16 protein-coding genes and 4 tRNA genes are annotated in these 21,684 nt (G+C 64.1%); 3 read left to right on the plus strand and 17 right to left on the minus strand.

Features of this window, described 5'->3' with window-relative positions:
• The first annotated feature begins 32 nt into the window (after positions 1-32).
• A complete protein-coding gene (locus AAID08_RS28535; protein ID WP_064527425.1) occupies positions 33-428 on the plus strand; it encodes a TssQ family T6SS-associated lipoprotein in 396 nt (131 codons plus the stop codon).
• Between the two features lie 111 nt (positions 429-539).
• Here the strand turns inward: AAID08_RS28535 and rpoC are convergent, their stop codons facing one another.
• The 17 genes from rpoC to hisN form a co-directional block, all read right to left on the minus strand.
• Positions 540-4,784, minus strand: a complete 4,245-nt coding sequence (gene rpoC / locus AAID08_RS28540; RefSeq protein ID WP_054504550.1) for a DNA-directed RNA polymerase subunit beta' — start codon at positions 4,782-4,784, stop codon at positions 540-542.
• The gene (gene rpoB / locus AAID08_RS28545) at positions 4,784-8,896 is read right to left on the minus strand and encodes a DNA-directed RNA polymerase subunit beta (RefSeq protein ID WP_020925808.1); all 4,113 of its coding nucleotides are present in this window, start codon (positions 8,894-8,896) and stop codon (positions 4,784-4,786) included. The genes rpoC and rpoB overlap by 1 nt, the downstream gene beginning before the upstream one ends.
• A 163-nt stretch (positions 8,897-9,059) precedes the next feature.
• Complete coding sequence (gene rplL, locus AAID08_RS28550) at positions 9,060-9,440, minus strand: 50S ribosomal protein L7/L12 (RefSeq protein ID WP_006389590.1); 381 nt, start codon at positions 9,438-9,440, stop codon at positions 9,060-9,062.
• Between the two features lie 81 nt (positions 9,441-9,521).
• Positions 9,522-10,046 carry a 50S ribosomal protein L10 gene (gene rplJ / locus AAID08_RS28555; protein WP_006389589.1) on the minus strand — a complete coding sequence of 175 codons (525 nt, stop codon included), beginning with the start codon at positions 10,044-10,046 and terminating at the stop codon, positions 9,522-9,524.
• A 270-nt stretch (positions 10,047-10,316) separates the two neighbouring features.
• Positions 10,317-11,018 carry a 50S ribosomal protein L1 gene (gene rplA, locus AAID08_RS28560; RefSeq protein ID WP_006389588.1) on the minus strand — a complete coding sequence of 234 codons (702 nt, stop codon included), beginning with the start codon at positions 11,016-11,018 and terminating at the stop codon, positions 10,317-10,319.
• A gap of 2 nt (positions 11,019-11,020) precedes the next feature.
• Positions 11,021-11,452, minus strand: a complete 432-nt coding sequence (rplK, locus tag AAID08_RS28565) for a 50S ribosomal protein L11 (RefSeq protein ID WP_006389587.1) — start codon at positions 11,450-11,452, stop codon at positions 11,021-11,023.
• Positions 11,453-11,513: 61 nt separating this feature from the next.
• Entirely contained in the window at positions 11,514-12,047 is a 534-nt protein-coding gene (nusG, locus tag AAID08_RS28570) for a transcription termination/antitermination protein NusG (protein ID WP_006389586.1), read from the minus strand.
• A gap of 9 nt (positions 12,048-12,056) precedes the next feature.
• Positions 12,057-12,437, minus strand: a complete 381-nt coding sequence (gene secE, locus AAID08_RS28575; RefSeq protein WP_006389585.1) for a preprotein translocase subunit SecE — start codon at positions 12,435-12,437, stop codon at positions 12,057-12,059.
• Positions 12,438-12,501: 64 nt separating this feature from the next.
• A tRNA-Trp gene (locus AAID08_RS28580) sits at positions 12,502-12,577 on the minus strand.
• Between the two features lie 164 nt (positions 12,578-12,741).
• Positions 12,742-13,932 (minus strand): elongation factor Tu, encoded by a 1,191-nt coding sequence (tuf, locus tag AAID08_RS28585; RefSeq protein ID WP_020925806.1) that lies wholly within the window; start codon positions 13,930-13,932, stop codon positions 12,742-12,744.
• A 68-nt stretch (positions 13,933-14,000) separates the two neighbouring features.
• Positions 14,001-14,075 (minus strand) — tRNA-Thr (locus AAID08_RS28590).
• Between the two features lie 12 nt (positions 14,076-14,087).
• Positions 14,088-14,161 (minus strand) — tRNA-Gly (locus AAID08_RS28595).
• Positions 14,162-14,311: 150 nt separating this feature from the next.
• Positions 14,312-14,398 (minus strand) — tRNA-Tyr (locus tag AAID08_RS28600).
• A gap of 113 nt (positions 14,399-14,511) precedes the next feature.
• The gene (locus AAID08_RS28605) at positions 14,512-15,675 is read right to left on the minus strand and encodes an iron-containing alcohol dehydrogenase (protein ID WP_064527423.1); all 1,164 of its coding nucleotides are present in this window, start codon (positions 15,673-15,675) and stop codon (positions 14,512-14,514) included.
• A 20-nt stretch (positions 15,676-15,695) separates the two neighbouring features.
• Positions 15,696-17,087, minus strand: coding sequence for an aldehyde dehydrogenase family protein (locus tag AAID08_RS28610; RefSeq protein WP_395757212.1), 1,392 nt, complete (start codon positions 17,085-17,087; stop codon positions 15,696-15,698).
• Positions 17,088-17,130: 43 nt separating this feature from the next.
• Positions 17,131-18,516 carry a glutamine synthetase family protein gene (locus tag AAID08_RS28615; protein WP_054504504.1) on the minus strand — a complete coding sequence of 462 codons (1,386 nt, stop codon included), beginning with the start codon at positions 18,514-18,516 and terminating at the stop codon, positions 17,131-17,133.
• Between the two features lie 64 nt (positions 18,517-18,580).
• Positions 18,581-19,387: a histidinol-phosphatase gene (gene hisN, locus AAID08_RS28620; RefSeq protein WP_054504529.1), complete on the minus strand. Its 807-nt coding sequence runs from the start codon at positions 19,385-19,387 to the stop codon at positions 18,581-18,583.
• A 214-nt stretch (positions 19,388-19,601) separates the two neighbouring features.
• Here hisN and AAID08_RS28625 point away from each other — a divergent pair, with 214 nt between their 5' ends.
• Both AAID08_RS28625 and AAID08_RS28630 read left to right on the plus strand, forming a co-directional pair.
• On the plus strand, positions 19,602-20,612 hold the full coding sequence (locus tag AAID08_RS28625; protein ID WP_020925801.1) for an ABC transporter substrate-binding protein: 1,011 nt from the start codon (positions 19,602-19,604) through the stop codon (positions 20,610-20,612).
• Positions 20,613-20,662: 50 nt separating this feature from the next.
• A complete protein-coding gene (locus AAID08_RS28630) occupies positions 20,663-21,670 on the plus strand; it encodes an ABC transporter ATP-binding protein (protein WP_395757213.1) in 1,008 nt (335 codons plus the stop codon).
• Positions 21,671-21,684 lie beyond the last annotated feature (14 nt).

Genomic DNA, 21,684 nt, shown 5'->3' on the forward strand with positions numbered 1-21,684 from the left:
ATCGTCAAATTCCCCCACCTAGATGAAAGCCCATGAAAATTCGCCTGCTTGGCAGTTTGCTCGGATTATCGTTCGCCCTGGCCGGCTGTTCCGGCCTTCCGGTCGCCCAGCCCGACCATCCGCCCACGCCCGAGGCGCTGGAACAGTTGCAACAGGTTCGTGACCAATATAGCGCCGGGCACTACGGCGAGGTCATCCGCCGGGTGGCCAGGTCCGACGAGCTGGCCGGCTCCAGCAAGGCCGTGCGCATCGAGGCCTACAAGCTGCAGGCGTTCAGCTACTGCGTCAGCAAGTATCCGCAACTTTGCGAAGACAGCTTCAGCCGCATCCTGCAACTGGATCCCGCCTTCGAACTGGCGCCGAACGAAGCCGGCCATCCGGTCTGGGGCCCGGTATTCCAGCGCGCCAAGAACCAGGCCGCCAGGTAGCGTCAGCGCCCCGCCGCGCAGACAAAAAAAGGCCGCTGATTCGCATCAGCGGCCTTTTTGCTTCTGGCCTCCCCCGCCGGGCCTGCGCGGGGGGTGCACCGGACGTCGCCCTTATTCGGCGGCGTCCTCGCTGCCCAGGTCGGACGACGGGGCATCGGCGTCCAAGCCCACCGTGACCGGCGAGTCTTCGAACGGGTTGGCCAACTGGCGGGCGGCTTCGCGTTCCGCGGCCTCCAGGGCTTCCTTGTCCTTGCGGGCATGGTGGTACGCCAGGCCGGTACCGGCCGGGATCAGGCGGCCGACGATGACGTTTTCCTTCAGGCCACGCAGGTCGTCGCGCTTGCCCATGATGGCGGCTTCGGTCAGGACACGCGTGGTTTCCTGGAACGAGGCGGCCGAGATGAACGAGTCGGTCGACAGCGAGGCCTTGGTGATACCCAGCAGCACGTTTTCGTACGTGGCCGGACGCTTGTCTTCAGCGTTGACGCGGTCGTTCTCGTTCAACAGCTCGGAGCGCTCGACCTGCTCGCCCGGGATGAACTCGGTATCGCCCGCATCGACGATGTTCACACGGCGCAGCATCTGACGAACAATCACTTCGATGTGCTTGTCGTTGATCTTCACGCCCTGCAGACGGTACACGTCCTGCACTTCGTCGACGATGTAGGTCGCCAGCTTCTCGATGCCCTGCAGGCGCAGGATGTCGTGGGGATCGGCCGGGCCGTCCACGATCATTTCGCCCTTGTTCACCACCTGGCCGTCGTGCACCAGCACCTGCTTTTCCTTCGGAATCAGGAACTCGTGGCTGACGCCTTCCAGGTCGGTGATGACCAGGCGCTGCTTGCCCTTGGTGTCCTTGCCGAACGAGACCGTGCCGGTGACGTCGGCGAGCATGCCGGCATCCTTGGGCGAACGGGCTTCGAACAGCTCGGCCACGCGCGGCAGACCGCCGGTAATGTCGCGGGTCTTTTGCGATTCCTGCGGAATACGCGCCAGGACTTCACCCACGGCAACCTGCTGGCCGTCACGCACGGTGATCAGCGCGCCGACCGGGAACGAGATGTTCACCGAGTGATCGGTGCCGGCGATCTTGACGTCTTCGCCGTTCTCGTTGACCAGCTTGATCTGCGGACGCATGACGATCTTGCCGCCACGGGTCTTGGGCGTGATGACGACGAGCGTCGACAGGCCGGTGACTTCGTCCACCTGCTTGGCCACGGTCACGCCTTCTTCGATGTTCTCGAAGCGGACGGCGCCACCGTATTCCGACACGATCGGACGGGTCAGCGGATCCCACGTCGCCAGGCGCGCGCCGGCCTTCACGGCCTCGCCATCGCCCACCAGCACGGTCGCGCCGTACGGGATCTTGTGGCGCTCGCGTTCGCGGCCGTTGTCGTCGAAGATCGCCAGTTCGCCCGAGCGCGAAATCGCGACGCGTTCGCCCTTGGCGTTGGTGACGTAGCGCATGGTGCTGGCAAAGCCGACCACGCCGCTGGACTTGGTTTCCACCGCGCTGGCCAGGGCCGAACGCGACGCCGCGCCACCGATGTGGAACGTACGCATCGTCAACTGCGTGCCCGGTTCACCGATGGACTGGGCGGCGATGACGCCGACCGCTTCGCCCTGGTTGACCGGCGTGCCGCGGCCGAGGTCACGGCCGTAGCAGTGCGCGCACAGGCCATGGCGCGTTTCGCACGTCAGCGGCGTGCGGACCTTGACTTCGTCCACGCCGATGCGGTCGATCATGTCGACCATGTCTTCGTCCAGCAGGGTGCCGGCGGTGATCGCCGTTTCCTGCGTGTCCGGATTGACGATGTCGATGGCGGCCACGCGGCCCAGGATGCGGTCGCGCAGCGGCTCGATGACTTCACCGCCTTCCACCAGGGCCTTCATGTTGTAGCCCTGCGAGGTGCCGCAATCGTCCTCGGTGATCACCAGGTCCTGCGTCACGTCGACCAGACGACGGGTCAGGTAACCCGAGTTCGCGGTCTTCAGTGCCGTGTCGGCCAGACCCTTACGCGCGCCGTGAGTCGAGATGAAGTACTGAAGCACGTTCAGGCCTTCACGGAAGTTCGCGGTAATGGGCGTCTCGATGATCGAGCCGTCCGGCTTGGCCATCAGGCCGCGCATGCCGGCCAACTGGCGGATCTGGGCGGCCGAACCGCGAGCGCCCGAGTCAGCCATCATGTAGATGGAGTTGAACGATTCCTGGCGCACTTCCTCGCCGTGACGGTTGATCACGGGTTCGGTGGCCAGTTGCTCCATCATCGCCTTGCCGACCTTGTCGCCGGCCTTGCCCCAGATGTCCACCACGTTGTTGTAGCGTTCCTGGGACGTGACCAGACCCGACGAGTACTGCTTGTCGATTTCCTTCACTTCACGGCTGGCTTCGGCCAGGATGCCTTCCTTGGCCGACGGGATCAGCATGTCGCCCATGGCGATGGAGATACCGCCGCGGGTGGCCAGGCGGAAGCCCGACTGCATCAGCTTGTCGGCGAAGATCACCGTGTCGCGCAGGCCGCAACGGCGGAACGACTGGTTGATCAGGCGCGAGATTTCCTTCTTCTTCAGCGCCTTGTTCAGCACGGTGAAGGGCAGGCCCTTGGGCAGGATCTCGGACAGCAGCGCGCGGCCGACGGTGGTTTCGTGGCGGCGGATCACCGGCTGCCATTCGCCATTCTCGTCACGCTCGTGTTCCTTCAGGCGCACGGTGATGCGGCTTTGCAGCTCCACTTCGCCGTTGTCGTAGGCGCGTTGCACTTCAGCGACGTCGGTGAAGAAGATGCCTTCGCCCTTGCCGTTGATGCGCTCGCGCGTCGTGTAGTACAGACCCAGCACGATGTCCTGGGACGGCACGATCGACGGTTCGCCGTTGGCCGGGAACAGCACGTTGTTCGACGCCAGCATCAGCGTGCGCGCTTCGAGCTGGGCTTCCAGCGACAGCGGCACGTGGACGGCCATCTGGTCACCGTCGAAGTCGGCGTTGAACGCCGCGCAGACCAGCGGGTGCAACTGGATGGCCTTGCCTTCGATCAGGACCGGCTCGAACGCCTGGATGCCCAAACGGTGCAGCGTGGGCGCACGGTTCAGCATGACCGGGTGTTCGCGGATGACTTCTTCCAGGATGTCCCAGACCACCGGTTCCTGGCTTTCCACCAGCTTCTTGGCGGCCTTGATGGTCGTGGCCAGGCCCATCATCTCCAGGCGATTGAAGATGAACGGCTTGAACAGTTCCAGGGCCATCAGCTTGGGCAGGCCGCACTGGTGCAGCTTGAGCTGCGGACCCACCACGATGACCGAACGGCCCGAGTAGTCGACGCGCTTGCCCAGCAGGTTCTGACGGAAACGACCGCTCTTGCCCTTGATCATGTCGGCCAGGGACTTGAGCTGGCGCTTGTTGGCGCCGGTCATGGCCTTGCCGCGACGACCGTTGTCCAGCAGCGAGTCGACGGCTTCCTGCAGCATGCGCTTTTCGTTGCGCAGGATGATTTCAGGGGCCTTCAGCTCCAGCAGGCGCTTCAGACGGTTGTTGCGGTTGATGACGCGGCGGTACAGGTCGTTCAGGTCGGAGGTCGCGAAGCGGCCGCCGTCCAGCGGCACCAGCGGACGCAGGTCCGGCGGCAGCACGGGCAGCACTTCCATGACCATCCACTCGGCCTTGATGCCGGACTTCTGGAAGCCTTCCAGCACCTTCAGGCGCTTGGAGATCTTCTTGATCTTGGCTTCCGAGCTGGTGGCCTTCAGTTCGCCGCGCAGCGTTTCCACTTCGCGGTCGATGTCGATGGTGCGCAGCAGTTCGCGCACGGCCTCGGCGCCCATCAGGGCACGGAAGTCGTCGCCGTATTCCTCGGTCTTGGCCAGGAAATCGTCGTCCGACATGATCTGGCCGCGCTTGAGCGGCGTCATGCCGGGTTCGATCACGCACCAGGCTTCGAAGTACAGGACGCGTTCGATGTCGCGCAGGGTCATGTCGAGCACCATGCCCAGACGCGACGGCAGGCTCTTCAGGAACCAGATGTGCGCGACGGGGCTGGCCAGCTCGATGTGGCCCATGCGTTCACGGCGAACCTTGGCAACGGTAACTTCAACGCCGCACTTCTCGCAGATCACGCCACGGTGCTTCAGGCGCTTGTACTTGCCGCACAGGCACTCGTAGTCCTTGATCGGGCCGAAGATCTTGGAGCAGAACAGACCGTCACGCTCGGGCTTGAACGTGCGGTAGTTGATGGTCTCGGGCTTGCGAACTTCGCCGTAGGACCACGAACGGATCTTCTCGGGCGAGGCGATGCCGATCTTGATGGCATCGAATTGCTCGTCTTGCGAGACTTGCTTAAAGAGGTCGAGTAGCGCTTTCATTAGTTACGCTCCAAATCCATGTCCAGGGCCAACGAGCGGATTTCCTTGACCAGCACGTTGAACGATTCCGGCATGCCGGCATCGATGACGTGATCGCCCTTGACGATGTTTTCGTATACCTTGGTGCGGCCGGTGATGTCGTCGGACTTCACCGTCAGCATTTCCTGCAGGGTGTAGGCGGCGCCGTAGGCTTCCAGCGCCCACACTTCCATTTCCCCGAAACGCTGGCCACCGAACTGCGCCTTGCCGCCCAGCGGCTGCTGCGTCACGAGCGAGTACGGGCCGGTCGAACGCGCGTGCATCTTGTCGTCGACCAAGTGGTGCAGCTTCAGGTAGTGCATGTAGCCGACGGTGACCGGACGCTCGAACTTCTCGCCGGTGCGGCCGTCGTACAGCCACGCCTGCGTGCGCGAGGGCGTCAGGGCCATGCGCTTGGCGACGTCGTCCGGATAGGCCAGTTCCAGCATCTTGGTGATTTCCTCTTCGGTCGCGCCGTCGAAGACGGGCGTCGCGAACGGCACGCCGTTCTTGAGGTTCTGGGCCATTTCCATGACTTCTTCGTCGGTCAGCTCGTCGATGCGCGCGCCGGTGCCGGTCGTGTTGTAGACCTTGTCCAGGTAAGCACGGACGTTCTTGACCTGCGCGGTGCGCTCGTCGCGCAGCATGTCGGCGATGCGGTGACCCACGCCCTTGGCAGCCCAGCCCAAGTGCACTTCCAGCACCTGGCCCACGTTCATCCGCGAGGGCACGCCCAGCGGGTTCAGAACGATGTCGGCCGGCGTGCCGTCAGCCATGTGCGGCATGTCTTCCACCGGGGTGATGCGCGAGACCACGCCCTTGTTGCCGTGACGGCCTGCCATCTTGTCGCCAGGCTGCAGACGACGCTTCACGGCCAGGTAGACCTTGATCATCTTCAGCACGCCCGGGGGCAGCTCGTCGCCCTGCGTCAGCTTCTTGCGCTTCTCTTCGAAGGCCAGGTCGAACTGGTGACGCTTCTGCTCGAGCGATTCCTTGGCCTGCTCCAGCACCACGGCGTGGGGCTCGTCGGCCAGGCGGATGTCGAACCACTGCCAGCGATCCAGGTCGGCCAGGTAGGCCTTGGTGATCGTCGCGCCCTTGGCCAGCTTGCGCGGGCCGCCATTGACGGTCTTGCCGACCAGCATCTTCTCGATACGGTCGAACTGGTCGTTTTCAACGATGCGCAGCTGGTCGTTCAGGTCCTGGCGATAGCGGCGCAGTTCATCGTCGATGATGGACTGGGCGCGCTTGTCGCGCACGATGCCTTCGCGGGTGAACACCTGCACGTCGATCACGGTGCCGGTCATGCCCGAAGGCACGCGCAGCGAGGTGTCCTTAACGTCGGACGCCTTTTCACCGAAGATGGCGCGCAGCAGCTTTTCTTCCGGCGTCAGTTGGGTTTCGCCCTTGGGCGTGACCTTGCCGACCAGCACGTCGTCGGCGCTGACTTCGGCGCCGATGTACGTGATGCCCGAATCGTCCAGGCGGTTCAGTTGCGTCTCGGCCAGGTTGCTGATGTCGCGCGTGATTTCTTCCGGACCCAGCTTGGTATCGCGAGCGACAACCGTCAGTTCCTCGATGTGCACCGAGGTGTAGCGGTCATCGGCCACGACCTTTTCGGAGATCAGGATCGAGTCTTCGAAGTTGTAGCCGTTCCAGGGCATGAACGCGATCAGCATGTTCTGGCCCAGGGCGAGTTCGCCCAGGTCCGTCGATGCGCCGTCGGCCAGCACGTCACCCTTGGCGACACGGTCGCCACGCTTGACGATGGGACGCTGGTTGATGTTCGTGTTCTGGTTGGAACGCGTGTACTTGATCAGGTTGTAGATATCGACACCGACTTCGCCGGCGACGTTTTCTTCGTCGTTCACGCGAATAACCACGCGCTCGGCGTCGACGTGGTCGACCAGGCCGCCACGCAGCGCCTGCACGGTGGTGCCCGAGTCAACGGCCACGGTGCGCTCGATACCCGTGCCCACGACCGGCTTTTCCGGACGCAGGCAAGGCACGGCCTGACGTTGCATGTTGGCGCCCATCAGCGCGCGGTTCGCGTCGTCGTGCTCCAGGAACGGAATCAGCGAAGCGGCGACCGACACGATCTGCGACGGGGCCACGTCCATGTAGTGCACGTTGGCCGGGGCGGTCAGCATGGTTTCGCCGGCTTCACGGCAAGCCACCAGGTCGTCCACGAACTTGCCTTCGTCATCGAGCGCGGCGTTGGCCTGCGCGATCACGTAATGGCTTTCTTCGATGGCCGACAGGTAGTCGATCTGGTCGCTGACGCGGCCGTCGACGATCTTGCGGTAAGGCGTTTCCAGGAAGCCGTACTCGTTCAGGCGAGCGTACAGCGCCATGGAGTTGATCAGGCCGATGTTCGGGCCTTCCGGCGTTTCGATCGGGCAGACGCGGCCGTAGTGGGTCGGGTGCACGTCGCGGACTTCGAAGCCGGCGCGCTCGCGGGTCAGACCGCCCGGGCCCAGTGCGGAGACACGACGCTTGTGCGTGATTTCCGACAGCGGGTTGGTCTGGTCCATGAACTGCGAAAGCTGGCTCGAACCGAAGAACTCCTTGATGGCGGCCGAGATCGGCTTGGAGTTGATCAGGTCGTGCGGCATCAGGTTTTCGGTCTCGGCCTGGCCCAGACGTTCCTTGACGGCGCGTTCGACGCGCACGAGGCCGGCGCGGAACTGGTTCTCGGCCAGTTCGCCGACGCAACGCACGCGGCGGTTGCCCAGGTGATCGATGTCGTCGATCTGGCCACGGCCGTTACGCAGCTCGACCAGCACCTTGATGGTTTCAAGGATGTCTTCGTTGGTCAGCGTCATCGGGCCGGTGATGTCTTCACCACGGCCCAGGCGGCTGTTGACCTTCATGCGGCCGACGCGCGACAGATCGTACGTTTCTTCGCTGTAGAACAGGCGCTGGAACAGCGCTTCCACCGCTTCTTCGGTGGGCGGTTCGCCAGGACGCATCATGCGGTAGATGGCAACGCGCGCGGCCATCTGGTCGGCGGTTTCATCGGTGCGCAGCGTCTGCGAGATGTACGGGCCGCGATCCAGGTCGTTCGTGTAGAGCGTCTGGATGTCGTGCACGTTGGCGGCGCGCAGGGCGCCCAGCACGCTTTCGGTGATCTCGTCGTTGGCGTTGGCGATGACTTCGCCGGTATCGGCGTCAACGATGTTCTTGGCCAGCACGCGGCCGTACAGGAAGTCTTCCGGCACGGAGATGCGCTGGATGCCGCCGGCAGCCAGGTCGCGCAGATGCTTGGCGTTGATACGCTTGTCTTTTTCGACGATGACCTTGCCGGAGCGGTCCGCGATGTCGAAGCGGGCCATTTCGCCCTTCCAGCGCTCGGGCACGAATTCCATCATGGCGCCTTCGCTCTTCAACTCGAAGTTGTCGAAGTCGAAGAAGTTGGCCAGGATCGATTCCGGCGTCATGCCGATGGCCTTGCACAGGATCGTGACAGGCATCTTGCGGCGACGGTCGACGCGGAAGAACAGGATGTCCTTGGGGTCGAATTCGAAGTCCAGCCACGAGCCGCGGTAGGGAATCACGCGGGCCGAGAACAGCAGCTTGCCCGAGCTGTGCGTCTTGCCGCGGTCGTGTTCGAAGAACACGCCAGGCGAGCGGTGCAGCTGCGAGACGATGACACGCTCGGTGCCGTTGATGACGAACGAACCGGTGCCCGTCATGAGCGGAATTTCGCCCATGTAGACTTCCTGTTCCTTCACTTCCTTGACGGTGGGCTTGCTGACTTCGCGGTCAAGCAGCACCAGGCGGACCTTGGCTCGCAGGGGCGAGGCATAGGTCAGGCCACGTTGCTGACATTCCTTGACATCGAACACCGGTTCGCCGAGCACATAGCTCACGAACTCCAAGCGCGCCATACCGTTGTGACTAACGATCGGGAAAATCGACGAAAACGCCGCCTGCAAACCGTCGGCTACGCGATCGGACGGGGCGGTATCCGCCTGCAGGAAAGTTAGGTAGGATTGAAGCTGAGTCGCCAAAAGGAAGGGAACGTTTTGAACGTCTTCACGCTTGGCGAAGCTTTTGCGGATGCGCTTTTTTTCGGTGTACGAGTAAGGCATGAGCACTCCGACTCGAGGTTGCATGGGCCGTCAACCACGGCCCCAGGTGATACGACTCCAGGAAACCCCTCTGGAAAGGGCATGACCCCAGCAGGGGTTTCCTGGAAACGCAAAAGCCCGGGGACGGCAAATTGCGCTGTCCCCGGGCAAATTGACGCAGGTCTTACTTGACTTCGACCTTGGCGCCAGCTTCTTCCAGCTTCTTCTTGGCGGCTTCGGCGTCAGCCTTGGCAACGCCTTCCTTGACGGGCTTCGGCGCGCCGTCGACCAGGTCCTTGGCTTCCTTCAGGCCCAGACCGGTCAGCTCGCGCACGGCCTTGATGACGGAAACCTTGTTGGCGCCGGCTTCAGCCAGGACAACGGTGAACTCGGTCTGCTCTTCAGCAGCGGCGGCAGCGCCACCGGCGGCCGGAGCGGCCACGGCCACAGCGGCGGCAGCAGCCGACACGCCGAACTTCTCTTCCATTTCCTTGATCAGCTCGGACAGTTCGAGCACGGTCATGCCAGCGATGGCGTCAAGGATTTCAGCTTTGTTAAGTGCCATTTTTAAGAACTCCAAATATTGGGTAATGCCAGGGTTTGGGTGTCGCTCGGTCGTTCAGCGAATTTCCGTGAAGGGCGGGGATTAAGCCGCGGCCTTCTGGTCGCGCACGGCGGCGAGGCCACGGGCGAACTTGGTCGGAACTTCGTTGAGCGTACGCACGAATTGCGCGATGGGGGCTTGCATGGTGCCCAGCAGTTTCGACAGCAACTCTTCGCGCGAGGGCATGGTGGCCAGAGCCTTCACGCCTTCTTGGTTCAGCAGGCTGTTGGGCAGAGCGCCCGCCTTGATGACCAGCTTGTCGTTGCTTTTCGCGAAACCTGCGAGGACCTTGGCCGCCGTAACCGGATCAGCGCTGATGCCATAGATCAGCGGACCGGTCAGTTGCTCGGCCAACGGCTCGAAAGCCGTGCCGGCAACAGCACGACGGGCCAGCGAGTTCTTCAGAACACGCAGATACACGCCCGATTCACGCGCAGTTTTGCGCAGTACGGTGACAGAGGCGACGTCCAGACCACGGTACTCGGCGATAACAATCGATTGCGCCTTGGCCACTTCGGCCGAGACTTCCTCGATTACCACCGCTTTCTCTTGACGATTGAGACTCACGGTTTGAACACTCCATCAAAAGACGCCTGGGGCCGGAGCCTTGCGCGTCAACCGAATGCGGCGCCTGGTCGAGTTCTTCGGGTAAAGAAATCTTCCTGGGGACGCCGTCTACGCTGGATCCGAACTTTGCGAGCTTCGGGATTAAGCGGGGCAGCGAGGGTACTGCTTCCAGCGGAAGGAGAACCTTCGCGCTGACCTGCTCCAGCGGTCTTTGACAGCAGCATCCGGAGGAATCCGGATGCGGCCCAAAGTACGTTTACAACTGTTGGCTTAGTTGGTAGCCGACAGCGAGGCAATTTCCACGCGCGCACCGCCGCCCATCGTGGACGAAACGGCCAGCTTGCGCAGGTAGATGCCCTTGGCAGCGGCGGGACGAGCCTTTTGCAGGGCGTCGACCAGCGCGGCCAGGTTGGTTTGCAGCTGTTCCACGCCGAACGACGCGCGGCCGATCGTGGCGTGGATGATGCCGGCCTTGTCGGTGCGGTACTGAACCTGACCGGCCTTGGCGTTCTTGACGGCGGTGGCGACGTCGGGGGTCACGGTGCCGACCTTCGGGTTCGGCATCAGGCCACGCGGGCCCAGGATCTGACCCAGGGCGCCGACGACACGCATCGTGTCGGGCGAGGCGATGACCACGTCGAAGTCCATCTGACCGGCCTTGATCTGGTCGGCCAGGTCGTCCAGGCCGACGATGTCGGCGCCAGCGGCCTTGGCGGCCTCAGCCTTGTCGCCTTGGGCGAACACGGCGACGCGGACCGACTTGCCGGTACCGGCGGGCAGCACGACCGAGCCGCGGACCAGTTGGTCCGACTTCTTCGGGTCGATGCCCAGTTGCACGGCCACGTCAATCGATTCGTTGAACTTGGCGACAGCGGTTTCCTTGACCAGGGTCAGGGCTTCGGCGACCGGGTACAGCTTGGTGCGGTCGATCTTTTGCGCAATGGCGGCGGCGCGCTTGCTCAGTTTTGCCATGATTAGATCCCCTCAACCGTGATGCCCATGCTGCGGGCGCTGCCAGCGATCGTGCGGACGGCGGCGTCCAGATCAGCGGCGGTCAGATCGGGGCCCTTGGCCTTGGCGATTTCTTCAGCTTGCGCGCGGGTCAGCGTGCCGACCTTGTCGGTATGCGGCTTGGACGAACCCTTCTGCACGCCGGCGGCCTTCTTGATGAGGACCGTCGCGGGCGGGGTCTTCATGATGAAGGTGAAGCTCTTGTCGGCGAAAGCGGTGATCACCACCGGAATCGGCAGACCAGGCTCCATGCCTTGGGTCTTGGCGTTGAACGCCTTGCAGAATTCCATGATGTTCAGGCCACGCTGACCCAGGGCCGGGCCAATCGGGGGGGAGGGGTTAGCCTTACCAGCCGGCACTTGCAGCTTGATAAAGCCGACGATCTTCTTCGCCATGCTTTGCTCCTTGCGGGTTATATCGCCCTAGCGCGCGGCCAGGGCTCCCCGGGGGTTGAAATCAGGTCTTTTCGACCTGGCTGAAATCCAGTTCGACGGGGGTGGCACGACCGAAGATCGTGACAGACACGCGAACCTTACTCTTTTCGTAGTTGACTTCTTCGACGTTGCCGTTGAAGTCCGCAAACGGACCTTCCTTGACCCGAACCATCTCGCCCACTTCGAACAGGATCTTGGGGCGGGGTTTCTCGACGCCCTCTTCCATCTGGGAGAGGATCTTTTCGACTTCCTTTTCGGAAATCGGGGTCGGACGATTGCCCGAGCCACCCAAAAAGCCGGTGACGCGGTTGGTGTTCTTGACCAGGTGCCACGTTTCGTCGGTCAGGTCCATTTCAACCAGGACGTAACCGGGGAAAATGCGGCGCTCGGTGATCGACTTCTGGCCACCCTTGACCTCGACGACTTCCTCGGAGGGCACAAGAATGCGGCCAAAAGACGTTTGCAGGCCCGCGCGCTCGATGCGCTCGTTCAGGGCCTTGTGTACGCTTTTTTCCATGCCGGAGTACACATGGACGACATACCAACGCTTACTCATTCGCCGTCCTTATTTCCAGCCCAACAACAGGCCGTAGAGAATCCATTCGATGCCCTTGTCGAGCACCCACATGAAAATGCCCATGACCGCCACGAACGCGAAAACGATGCCCGTCATCTGGGTCGTTTCCTTGCGGGTGGGCCACGAGACACGCTTGACTTCGTTGTAGGACTCGCTGGCAAAGCTCAGCGTGCGGCGCCCCGGCTCGCTGAACCAGGCGATCACGGCCGCGATCACGAGGCCACCGACAAAGACGCCGATACGAGCAGGCATCGGTTGTGCGCTGAGCACGGAAAACCCGACGATGCCAGCAATAACGACAAGAACCGCCAGCCCGAGCTTGACCCGGTCGGCGGTACTGGTTACGGTTTCTACGCTGGTATTAGACATATTGCGACGCGAGCCGCCGTGAATGCGTAACTCGCGATGATCTCCCGCGGGTTTATCCTGGCGGTGGCAGGGGCAGTAGGAATCGAACCTACAACCTTCGGTTTTGGAGACCGACGCTCTGCCAATTGAGCTATGCCCCTAAAACACTCACATTCGCACTCACGTGCACTGCACTTTCATCGTTCCGCTTCATCTATCAAGCCACTACCATGTGTAGCGGCTTGCGGAACCATACATCATACTACTTTTACAGCAAAGATGGATAGAGGGGCTTGAGAGCCCACTCTACCCATCCGGGTATTGCTTACTTCAGGATCTTGGCGACGACGCCGGCGCCGACGGTACGACCGCCTTCACGGATGGCGAAACGCAGGCCTTCTTCCATGGCGATCGGGGCCAGCAGCTTGACGGTCATCGTCACGTTGTCGCCCGGCAGGACCATTTCCTTGTCGGCCGGCAGGTCGATCGTGCCGGTCACGTCCGTCGTGCGGAAGTAGAACTGGGGACGATAGCCGTTGAAGAACGGGGTGTGGCGGCCGCCTTCTTCCTTGGACAGGATGTACACCTCGGAGGTGAAGTCCGTGTGCGGGGTGATCGAGCCCGGCTTGGCCAGAACCTGGCCGCGCTGGACGTCTTCACGCTTGGTGCCGCGCAGCAGGATGCCCACGTTGTCGCCGGCTTGACCTTGGTCCAGCAGCTTGCGGAACATTTCCACGCCGGTGCAGGTCGTCTTGACCGTCGGGGTGATACCGACGATTTCGATTTCTTCGCCAACCTTGATCACGCCGCGCTCGATACGGCCGGTCACCACGGTGCCGCGACCCGAGATCGAGAACACGTCTTCGACCGGCATCAGGAACGCGCCGTCAACGGCACGCTCGGGCGTCGGGATGTAGGTGTCCAGGGCTTGGGCCAGCGACAGGATCGCTTGCTCGCCCAGTTCGCCCTTGTCGCCTTCCAGCGCCAGCTTGGCCGAACCCTTCACGATCGGGGTGTCGTCGCCCGGGAAGTCGTACTTGCTCAGCAGTTCGCGAACTTCCATTTCCACCAGCTCGAGCAGCTCGGCGTCGTCAACCATGTCGGCCTTGTTCAGGAAGACGATGATGTACGGCACGCCAACCTGGCGGCTCAGCAGGATGTGTTCGCGCGTTTGCGGCATCGGGCCGTCAGCGGCCGACACGACCAGGATCGCGCCGTCCATCTGGGCGGCGCCCGTGATCATGTTCTTGACGTAGTCAGCGTGGCCCGGGCAGTCAACGTGCGCGTAGTGACGCGTTTCCGTTTCGTACTCGACGTGGGCCGTGTTGATCGTGATGCCGCGAGCCTTTTCTTCAGGTGCCGCGTCGATCTGGTCGTAGCCCTTGGCTTCGCCGCCGAACTTGGTCGACAGAACGGTCGTGATGGCCGCCGTCAACGTCGTTTTGCCGTGGTCAACGTGACCAATCGTACCCACGTTCACGTGCGGCTTGGTACGTTCAAACTTGCCTTTTGCCATGGCTGACTCCTGACCTGGATTGCGCTTTTGACTGAAGCTGCTGACTGAAGATAAGACTTTGGAATTTGTGGTGCCCATGGCGCGGATCGAACGCGCGACCTCTCCCTTACCAAGGGAGTGCTCTACCACTGAGCCACATGGGCATGTGTACTGCTTGGAGCGGGTGAAGGGAATCGAACCCTCGTCGTAAGCTTGGAAGGCTTCTGCTCTACCATTGAGCTACACCCGCGGCTGTCCTTTCACCACCTCACTATCTATCCCAGACTTTCAAAATTAAGGCCTTGGAGAACCAGCCACCTTCGTTGCGAAGGCCGCCCAGTTCCCTAGGCCTACATTTTAAAATCCAGGCAAACATCGCCTGGATTCAGGTTTGGGTCTCTGGTGGAGGAGGTTGGATTCGAACCAACGTAGGCGCAAGGCCAACAGATTTACAGTCTGCCCCCTTTAACCACTCGGGCACCCCTCCAGCGGAGAACTTGAGATTATGAACACTTTCAAATCCGCTGTCAAACGCCTGGGACGAAAAATATTCAAAACTTTCGTTCTGCCTGCCGCGTTTCCGCGCAGAGGGGGCGAAGCTTACAAGATTCCGCGAACGGCTGCACGAAAAAGTTCGGCGTACTGGTCTGACGTATAGACGACGGGGTTGGTGCCGCCGGACGGATCCTCGCTGGCCATGCGCCCTACCCGCTCGGCTTGCGCGTCGTCGATGCCGATGTCGGCCAGGGTGTGCGGGATGCCGACGGTCTCGCGCAACGCCAGGACCCAGTCGAGCACGGCGCCGGGACTGTCGTCCGGCAGCGCCAGATAGCGCGCCAGCGCCTGCAGCCGCGGCGCGACCGCGTGCTGGTTGGCCTTGAGCACGTAGGGCATGAGGATGGCGTTGAGCATGCCGTGGTGGGCGTCGTACAACGCCCCCAGCGGATGCGCCAGCGCGTGCATCGCGCCGAGCCCGCGCTGGAATGCGGTGGCGCCCATGCTGGAGGCCACCAGCATCTGCTGGCGCGCCTGCAGGTCGGCGCCATCGGCCACGGCCTGCGGCAGGTATTCCTTGATCATTCGCATGCCTTCCAGCGCGATGCCGGCGGCCATCGGATGGAAGAACGGCGAACAGTAGGCTTCGAGGTTGTGCGACAGCGCATCCATGCCGGTGGCCGCGGTGATGCGCGGCGGCAGGCCGACGGTAAGCTCGGGATCGAGGATGACGATCGCGGGCAGCATGCGCGCGTGGAAGATGATGCGCTTGACCTGCGCCGCCTCGTCGGTGATGACGGAGGCGCGCCCCACTTCCGAGCCCGTGCCCGCGGTGGTCGGCACCGCGACGACTGGCGCCATGCCGGCCACGTTCACGCGCAGGTAGTTGTCGCCCACGTCTTCGAAATCCCACAGCGGGCGTTTCTGTCCGGCCATCAGCGCGATGGCCTTGGCCGCGTCCAGCGCCGAGCCGCCGCCGAACGCGATCACGCCGTCGTGGCGGCCTTCGCGATAGCGCGCCACGCCATCGTCCACGTTCCTGCCGGTGGGGTTGCCCTTCACTTCGTGGAACAGGCCGCATTCGAGTCCGGCCTGGCGGCAGCCGCGCACCGCGTCGGCGATCATGGGCAGCGCGGCCAGGCCGGGATCGGTGACCAACAAGGGGCGCGCCATGCCGAGTTCGCGGCACCAGTCGGGCAACTCCTTGATGCGGCCGGGGCCGGCCTTGATGGCGGTGGGATAGTTCCAGTTGACGCTGGGGACGGTCATGTCGGCTCCTGGTCGCGCGCTCAGGCGTTGCGGCGCAGATGGAAGGATTTGGCTTGGGTGAGCTGTTCGTAGCCGACGCGCGACAACGAAACGCCGCGGCCGGTGTGCTTGACGCCGGTCCACGCCAGCGCGGGATCGAGGTAGTCGCAGCGGTTCATGAAGACGGTGCCCGTGCGCAACTGGCGGCCGAGATGCAATGCGGCCTCTTCATCCTGCGTGAAGATGGCGGCGGTCAGGCCATAGGGGCTGTCGTTCATCAAGGCGACGGCCTCTTCGTCGCTGTCGACCGGCATCACGCCGACCACGGGGCCGAAGCATTCATCGTTCATGACGCGCATGCGGTGATCCACCTGCGTCAGCAGCGTCGGCGCCACATAAGGCGTGCCGGCGCGCGCGGCGTCGAAACGCGCGGCATCGACCAGATTGCGGGCGCCGCGCGCTTCGGCTTCGGCGATCACCTCGCGCACCTCGTCGGCGGCGCGCGTGCGCACCACCGGACCGAGCGTGGTGTCCGGCTGCAGGGGATCGCCCAGCACGTACTCCTGGGTCAGCGCCGCGGCGCGATCGATGAAATCCTGGTAGCGGTCGCGCGCCACGTAGATGCGCTGGATGCCGCAGCAGGACTGGCCGGAATTGAAGAAGGCGCCGTCCACCAGCGTCTCGACCGCATGCGCCAGGTTGGCGTCGGCGCGCACATACGCGGGGTCGTTGCCGCCCAGCTCCAGGCCCACGCCGATGAAGCGGCCGGCGGCGGCCTGCTCCACGCTCTGGCCGCCGCGCACCGAACCGGTGAAGGAGACATAGCCGATCTCGGGCGCGCGGATCAGGCGTTGCGCGACGTCGTGGTTCGCGTGCAGGTACTGGAACACGCCATGCGGCACGCCCGCTTCGCTGAAGGCGCGGCCGATGAGTTCGGCGCACAGCGGGGTCTGGTCGGAGTGCTTGAGGATGACGGTGTTGCCGGCCATCAGCGCCGGCACGATGCTGTTCACGGCCGTCAGCAGCGGATAGTTCCACGGCGCGATCGTCAACGCCACGCCGATCGGCTCGCGGCTGATGAAGCGCGTGAAGCCGGCGATCTCGGGCACCTGGATCGGCGCCAGCGCTTCGGCGGCGATGCCGATCATGTGGCGCGCGCGCGCCTCGAAGCCATCGACCTCACCCGGCGTGTAGCGCAGGGGACGGCCCATCTGGATCGTGATGGCCCGCGCGATCTCGGCCTTGCCCACGACGAAGCGCGTCACCGCATCGGACAGGATGCGGCCGCGCTGCTCGATGCCGAGCGCGTGCCAGGCGCCCTGCGCGGCCTGCGCGTCGGCCAGCGCCTGCGCGACCTGCGCCTCGCTGGCGTAGGGACGGCGCACGACTTCGCGGCCGTCGATGGGACTGATGGTGATGAGTTCCTGCGTCATGGCGACCCTGTGCATGCGTGGTGAAAAGATGAAGCGGCGGCGTTCAGATGATCTCGAAATAACGAGCCAGTTCCCAATCGGTGACGTGACGGCGGAACTGGCGTTCTTCCCATTCGCGCGTGGCGGCGTAATGCTCGACGAAGGCATCGCCGAACAGCTCGCGCGCGGCTTCGGACTGGCGCAGGCGCTGCGCCGCTTCCCACAACGTCGTGGGCAGGCGCAGGTGCTCGGGAAACTGCTGCGTGTAGGCGTTGCCCTGCACCATCGGTTCGGGTTGCAGGCCCTGTTCGATGCCGCGCAGGCCCGACGCCAGCGCGGCCGACAGCGCCAGATACGGATTGGCGTCGGCCGAGCCGATGCGCACTTCGACACGCTGCGACTTGTCGCTGCCCGGGATGAGACGCAGCGCGGTGGTGCGGTTCTCCATGCCCCAGGTCGCGTCCAGCGGGGCCCAGTAGCCCGGCACCAGGCGCGAATAACTGTTGATGGTCTGCGCGTATAGCGCCATGAATTCGGGCAGGTAGCGCTGCACGCCGGCCATGAAGGCTTCCTGCGTCACGCTCATGCCGTGCGGGCGCGACTCGTCGTGGAACGCCGAGCGGCCGCTGGTGCGGTCGCGCAGCGACAGGTGGATGTGGCCGCTCTGACCGGGATGATCGTGCGACCACTTCGCCATGAAGGTGGCCATCAGACCGTTCTGCTGCGCCAGCGCCTTGGTGAAGGTCTTGAAGAGGAAGGCCTTGTCGCCGGCGGCGGCGGCCTGGTCGACCGCGATGGCCGCCTCCAGCACGCCTGGGCCGGTCTCGGTATGCAGGCCTTCGATCGGCATGTCCATGCGCTCGCACATGTCGAGCAGCTTGCGATAGAAGTCGCCCTGCACGGTGCTGCGCAGCACCGAGTAGCCGAAGTTGCCGGGGGTCCAGTTCTCCATGTCGCGGTAGTGCTTGGCGCGCACCGAGTGCGGCGTCTCGCGGAACATGAAGAACTCGTATTCGAGCGCGGCGTAGACCTCGAAGCCCATGCCGGCGGCGCGGTCCAGCGTGCGGTGCAGCAGGCGGCGCGGGCAGATGTCGGCGGCGGGGCCTTCGAACTCGGCCAGGAACAGCAGCATGTCCTCGCCCCCGGGCCCCTGCTCCAGCGGCAACCGGCGGCAGGTGCTGGGCACGATGCGCAGCTTGGCATCGGGATAGGCCGTGTGCCAGCCGGTGTACTTGGTGTTGTCGTAGAGCTGGTCGTCCAGGTCCCAGCCGAACACCACGTCGCAGAACGCCAGCCCGCCGCGCAGCGCGGCCAGGAATTTGTCGCGCCTGACGTACTTGCCCAGCATGACGCCATCGACGTCGGACAGGCCGATCTTGATATGCGAAAGCGTGCTGGCCTGGACCAGCCGCTCCGCGTCTTCCACCGTTGCTACCCCTAGTGCATGCATGGCTCGTTCACCTTGTCGTGGCTGAAGCGTTGCGTTGACGTGCGGGGTCGCGGGGCGCGGTGTTTCAGGTCACGGCCGCCCCCAGCATCCGCATCGCCTCGCGATGCAGTTGCGGCGTGGCGGCCGCGATCACGCGGCCCTGCGACGCGAGGCCTAACGGCTGCCCCGACCAATCGGTAATGACGCCGCCCGCGCCTTCGATCACGGGCATCAGCGCCAGGTAGTCATACGGCTGCAGGCCGGCCTCGACCACCAGGTCGACATGGCCGCTGGCCAGCAGGCCATAGCTGTAGCAATCGCCGCCATAGCGGCGCATGCGCACCGAGCGCGCCAGCGCCTCGAACGCGTCCAGGTCGGCGCCTTCGAAGATGTCGGGCGAGGTGGCGTAGAGAATCGCCTGGCCCAGTTCAGTGCAGGGGCGGGTACGGCAGGGTTCGCCATTCAGGCGCGCGGGCGAACCGGCAACGCCCAGCCAGCGTTCGGCCATCATGGGAATGTCGATCAGGCCCAGCACCGGGCGGCCGCGGTGCAGCAGGCCCAGCAGCGTGCCCCACAGGGGATTGCCGGAGATGAACGCGCGGGTGCCGTCGATGGGGTCGAGCGACCACACCCACTCGGCCTCGGCATGGCTGGCGCCGTATTCCTCGCCGAAGATGCCGTGATCCGGATACTGGCGGGCGATGGCTTCGCGCAGCGCTTGCTCAACCTCGCGGTCGGCACGGGTGACGGGACTTTCATCCGCTTTGGTTTCGACCATCAGGGGGTGGCGGAACCACTGGCGCGACAAGGGCCGGACCTGGTCCGCCAGCGTCTGGGCGAACGAGGAAAACGCGGCCAATTGCTGCGCGGTGGGCAGCGGCGAAGTTTGCATGACGAGCTCCGAGGCGTAACGCGGCGCGGAAAGACCCATGCGATTCGGGTTTTTCCAGTCTAGACACGTTGCCACAAATTTGCAAATATACCTAAAAACGCAACCCGGGAAACGCAACGTTTCCTCGCGCAACCCTACCGCCCCGCCCGCAGGTCGCCGTCCGCAGAAAAGCAGCTCATCGCCGTTGCCATGTATTCCTTTCCGGAGTCCCATCATGCAATGTAAGAAGAAGCTTGGTCTTGTGGTTGCAGTAATTTCCCTAGGTTTTGCCCAGGCCGTCCACGCCGGCGCGATCACCGTCTACACGGCGCTGGAGGAAGACGAGATCGCCGCCTACCTGAAGGCCGCCAACGCCGCCCTGCCCGACGTGAAGGTCAATGTGCTGCGCCTGTCCACCGGCGACCTGGGCGCTCGCCTGATCGCCGAGGCCGGCAATCCGCAGCAGGACGTGATCTGGGGCTTCGCGGTCAGCAACATGCTGGATCCGCGCCTGCAGAAGCTGCTGGAACCGTATGCGGCCAAGGGCATCGAAGCCCTGCCCGCGCAATACAAGGCCGCCGACAACAAATGGTTCGCCGCCACCGGCTACGTGGCCGCGTTCTGTGTCAACACCGACCGGCTCAAGTCCAGGAACCTGCCGATGCCGACCTCGTGGGAAGACCTGACCAAGCCGGTCTACAAGGGCGAGATCGTCATCCCCAGTCCGGCGGCATCCGGCACCGGTTATCTGCAGATCGTCGCGCTGCTGCAGGGCCTGGGCGCCGAGAAAGGCTGGGCGCTGCTCAAGGACCTGGACAAGAACGTGGCGCAGTACACGCCGTCGGGGTCGCGCCCCTGCAAGATGGCGCGCGCCGGCGAGTATGCGATCGGCGTGTCGTTCGCGTTCCCGGCGATGCAATCGATCGAGGAAGGCTTTCCGGTGAAGATGGTGATCCCGTCGAAATGGGTGGGCTATGAGCTGGAAGCCTCGGGCCTGATGAAGACCGCCAAGAATCCCGCGGACGCCAAGCGCTTCCTCGACTGGACGCTGTCGGCGCAGGCCGGCGGGCTGTACAGCAAGTACAAGGAGCTGGTGACGATTCCCGGCGCCGCCCCCAACAAGGCGGCCGAAGCCGCGGGCCTGCCCAAGGACCTGACCGCCGTGCTGTATCCGGTGGACTTCCAGAAATCGGCGGCGGAACGCGACGCCACCATCAAGACCTGGCAGGACACCATCAAACGCTGACGGCGCGCGCGGCCGGCGCGCCGGCCGCCACGCCACCGCCTGGAGTGGCCATGTACCTGGAATTGCGCGGGATCCGCAAGACCTTCGACGGCGCGGTGGCGCTGGAAGGCATCGACCTGTCAGTGGGCGAACATGAATTCGTCTGCCTGCTGGGACCCAGCGGCTGCGGCAAGACCACCCTGCTGCGCATCGTCGCCGGCCTGCTGCCATTCGACAGCGGCACCATCACGCTGGGCGGACGCGACCTGTCGGCGCTGCCAGCGCGCAAGCGCGGCTTCGGCATCGTGTTCCAGTCGTATTCGCTGTTTCCCAACATGACGGTGGCCGAGAACGTCGGCTACGGGTTGCGCATCCGCGGCGAGATGCGCGAGCGCATCGACGCACGGGTGCGCGAATTGCTCGCGCTGATCAAGCTGCCGGATTATGCACAGCGTTATCCCCACCAATTGTCCGGCGGCCAGCAGCAGCGCGTGGCATTGGCGCGCGCGCTGGCGGTGGACCCCGCGCTGATCCTGCTTGATGAACCCCTGTCGGCGCTGGATGCGCGCGTGCGCACCGACATGCGCGCCGAGATCCACGAGGTGCAGCGACGCCTGCGGATCCCGACCATCATGGTGACGCACGACCAGGAGGAAGCGCTCACGCTGGCCGATAAGATCGTGTGCATGAATGACGGCCGCGTCGAGCAGGTGGGATCGCCTTCCGACCTGTATCTGCGGCCGAGCACACGCTTCGTCGCCAACTTCGTCGGCCTGAGCAACCTGCTGCCGACCGACTGGGTGCGCGAGGCCATGCCGGCGTTGCTGGCGACCCGGCCGGACGGCGCCAGCGAGCGTTTCGAGGCCTGCCTGCGGCCGGAAAGCCTGCGCATCGCCGCCGACGAGCGCGGGCCGGGCCGGGTGCGCGAAATGACCTTCATGGGCAACCTGACGCGCGTGCGGGTGGACTGGCGAGGTCGCGAGTTGCTGGTCGAACAACAGGGCGCGGCGGGCTTGTCGCAGGGCGCGCCCGTGCGGCTGGACCTGGCGCCGGAACAATGCGCCTGGGTTCGCGTATGACTGCGTCCGCCACG

Origin of the sequence: Achromobacter sp. EB05, from assembly GCF_044232075.1 — a bacterium.
Classification (GTDB): domain Bacteria; phylum Pseudomonadota; class Gammaproteobacteria; order Burkholderiales; family Burkholderiaceae_B; genus Achromobacter; species Achromobacter dolens.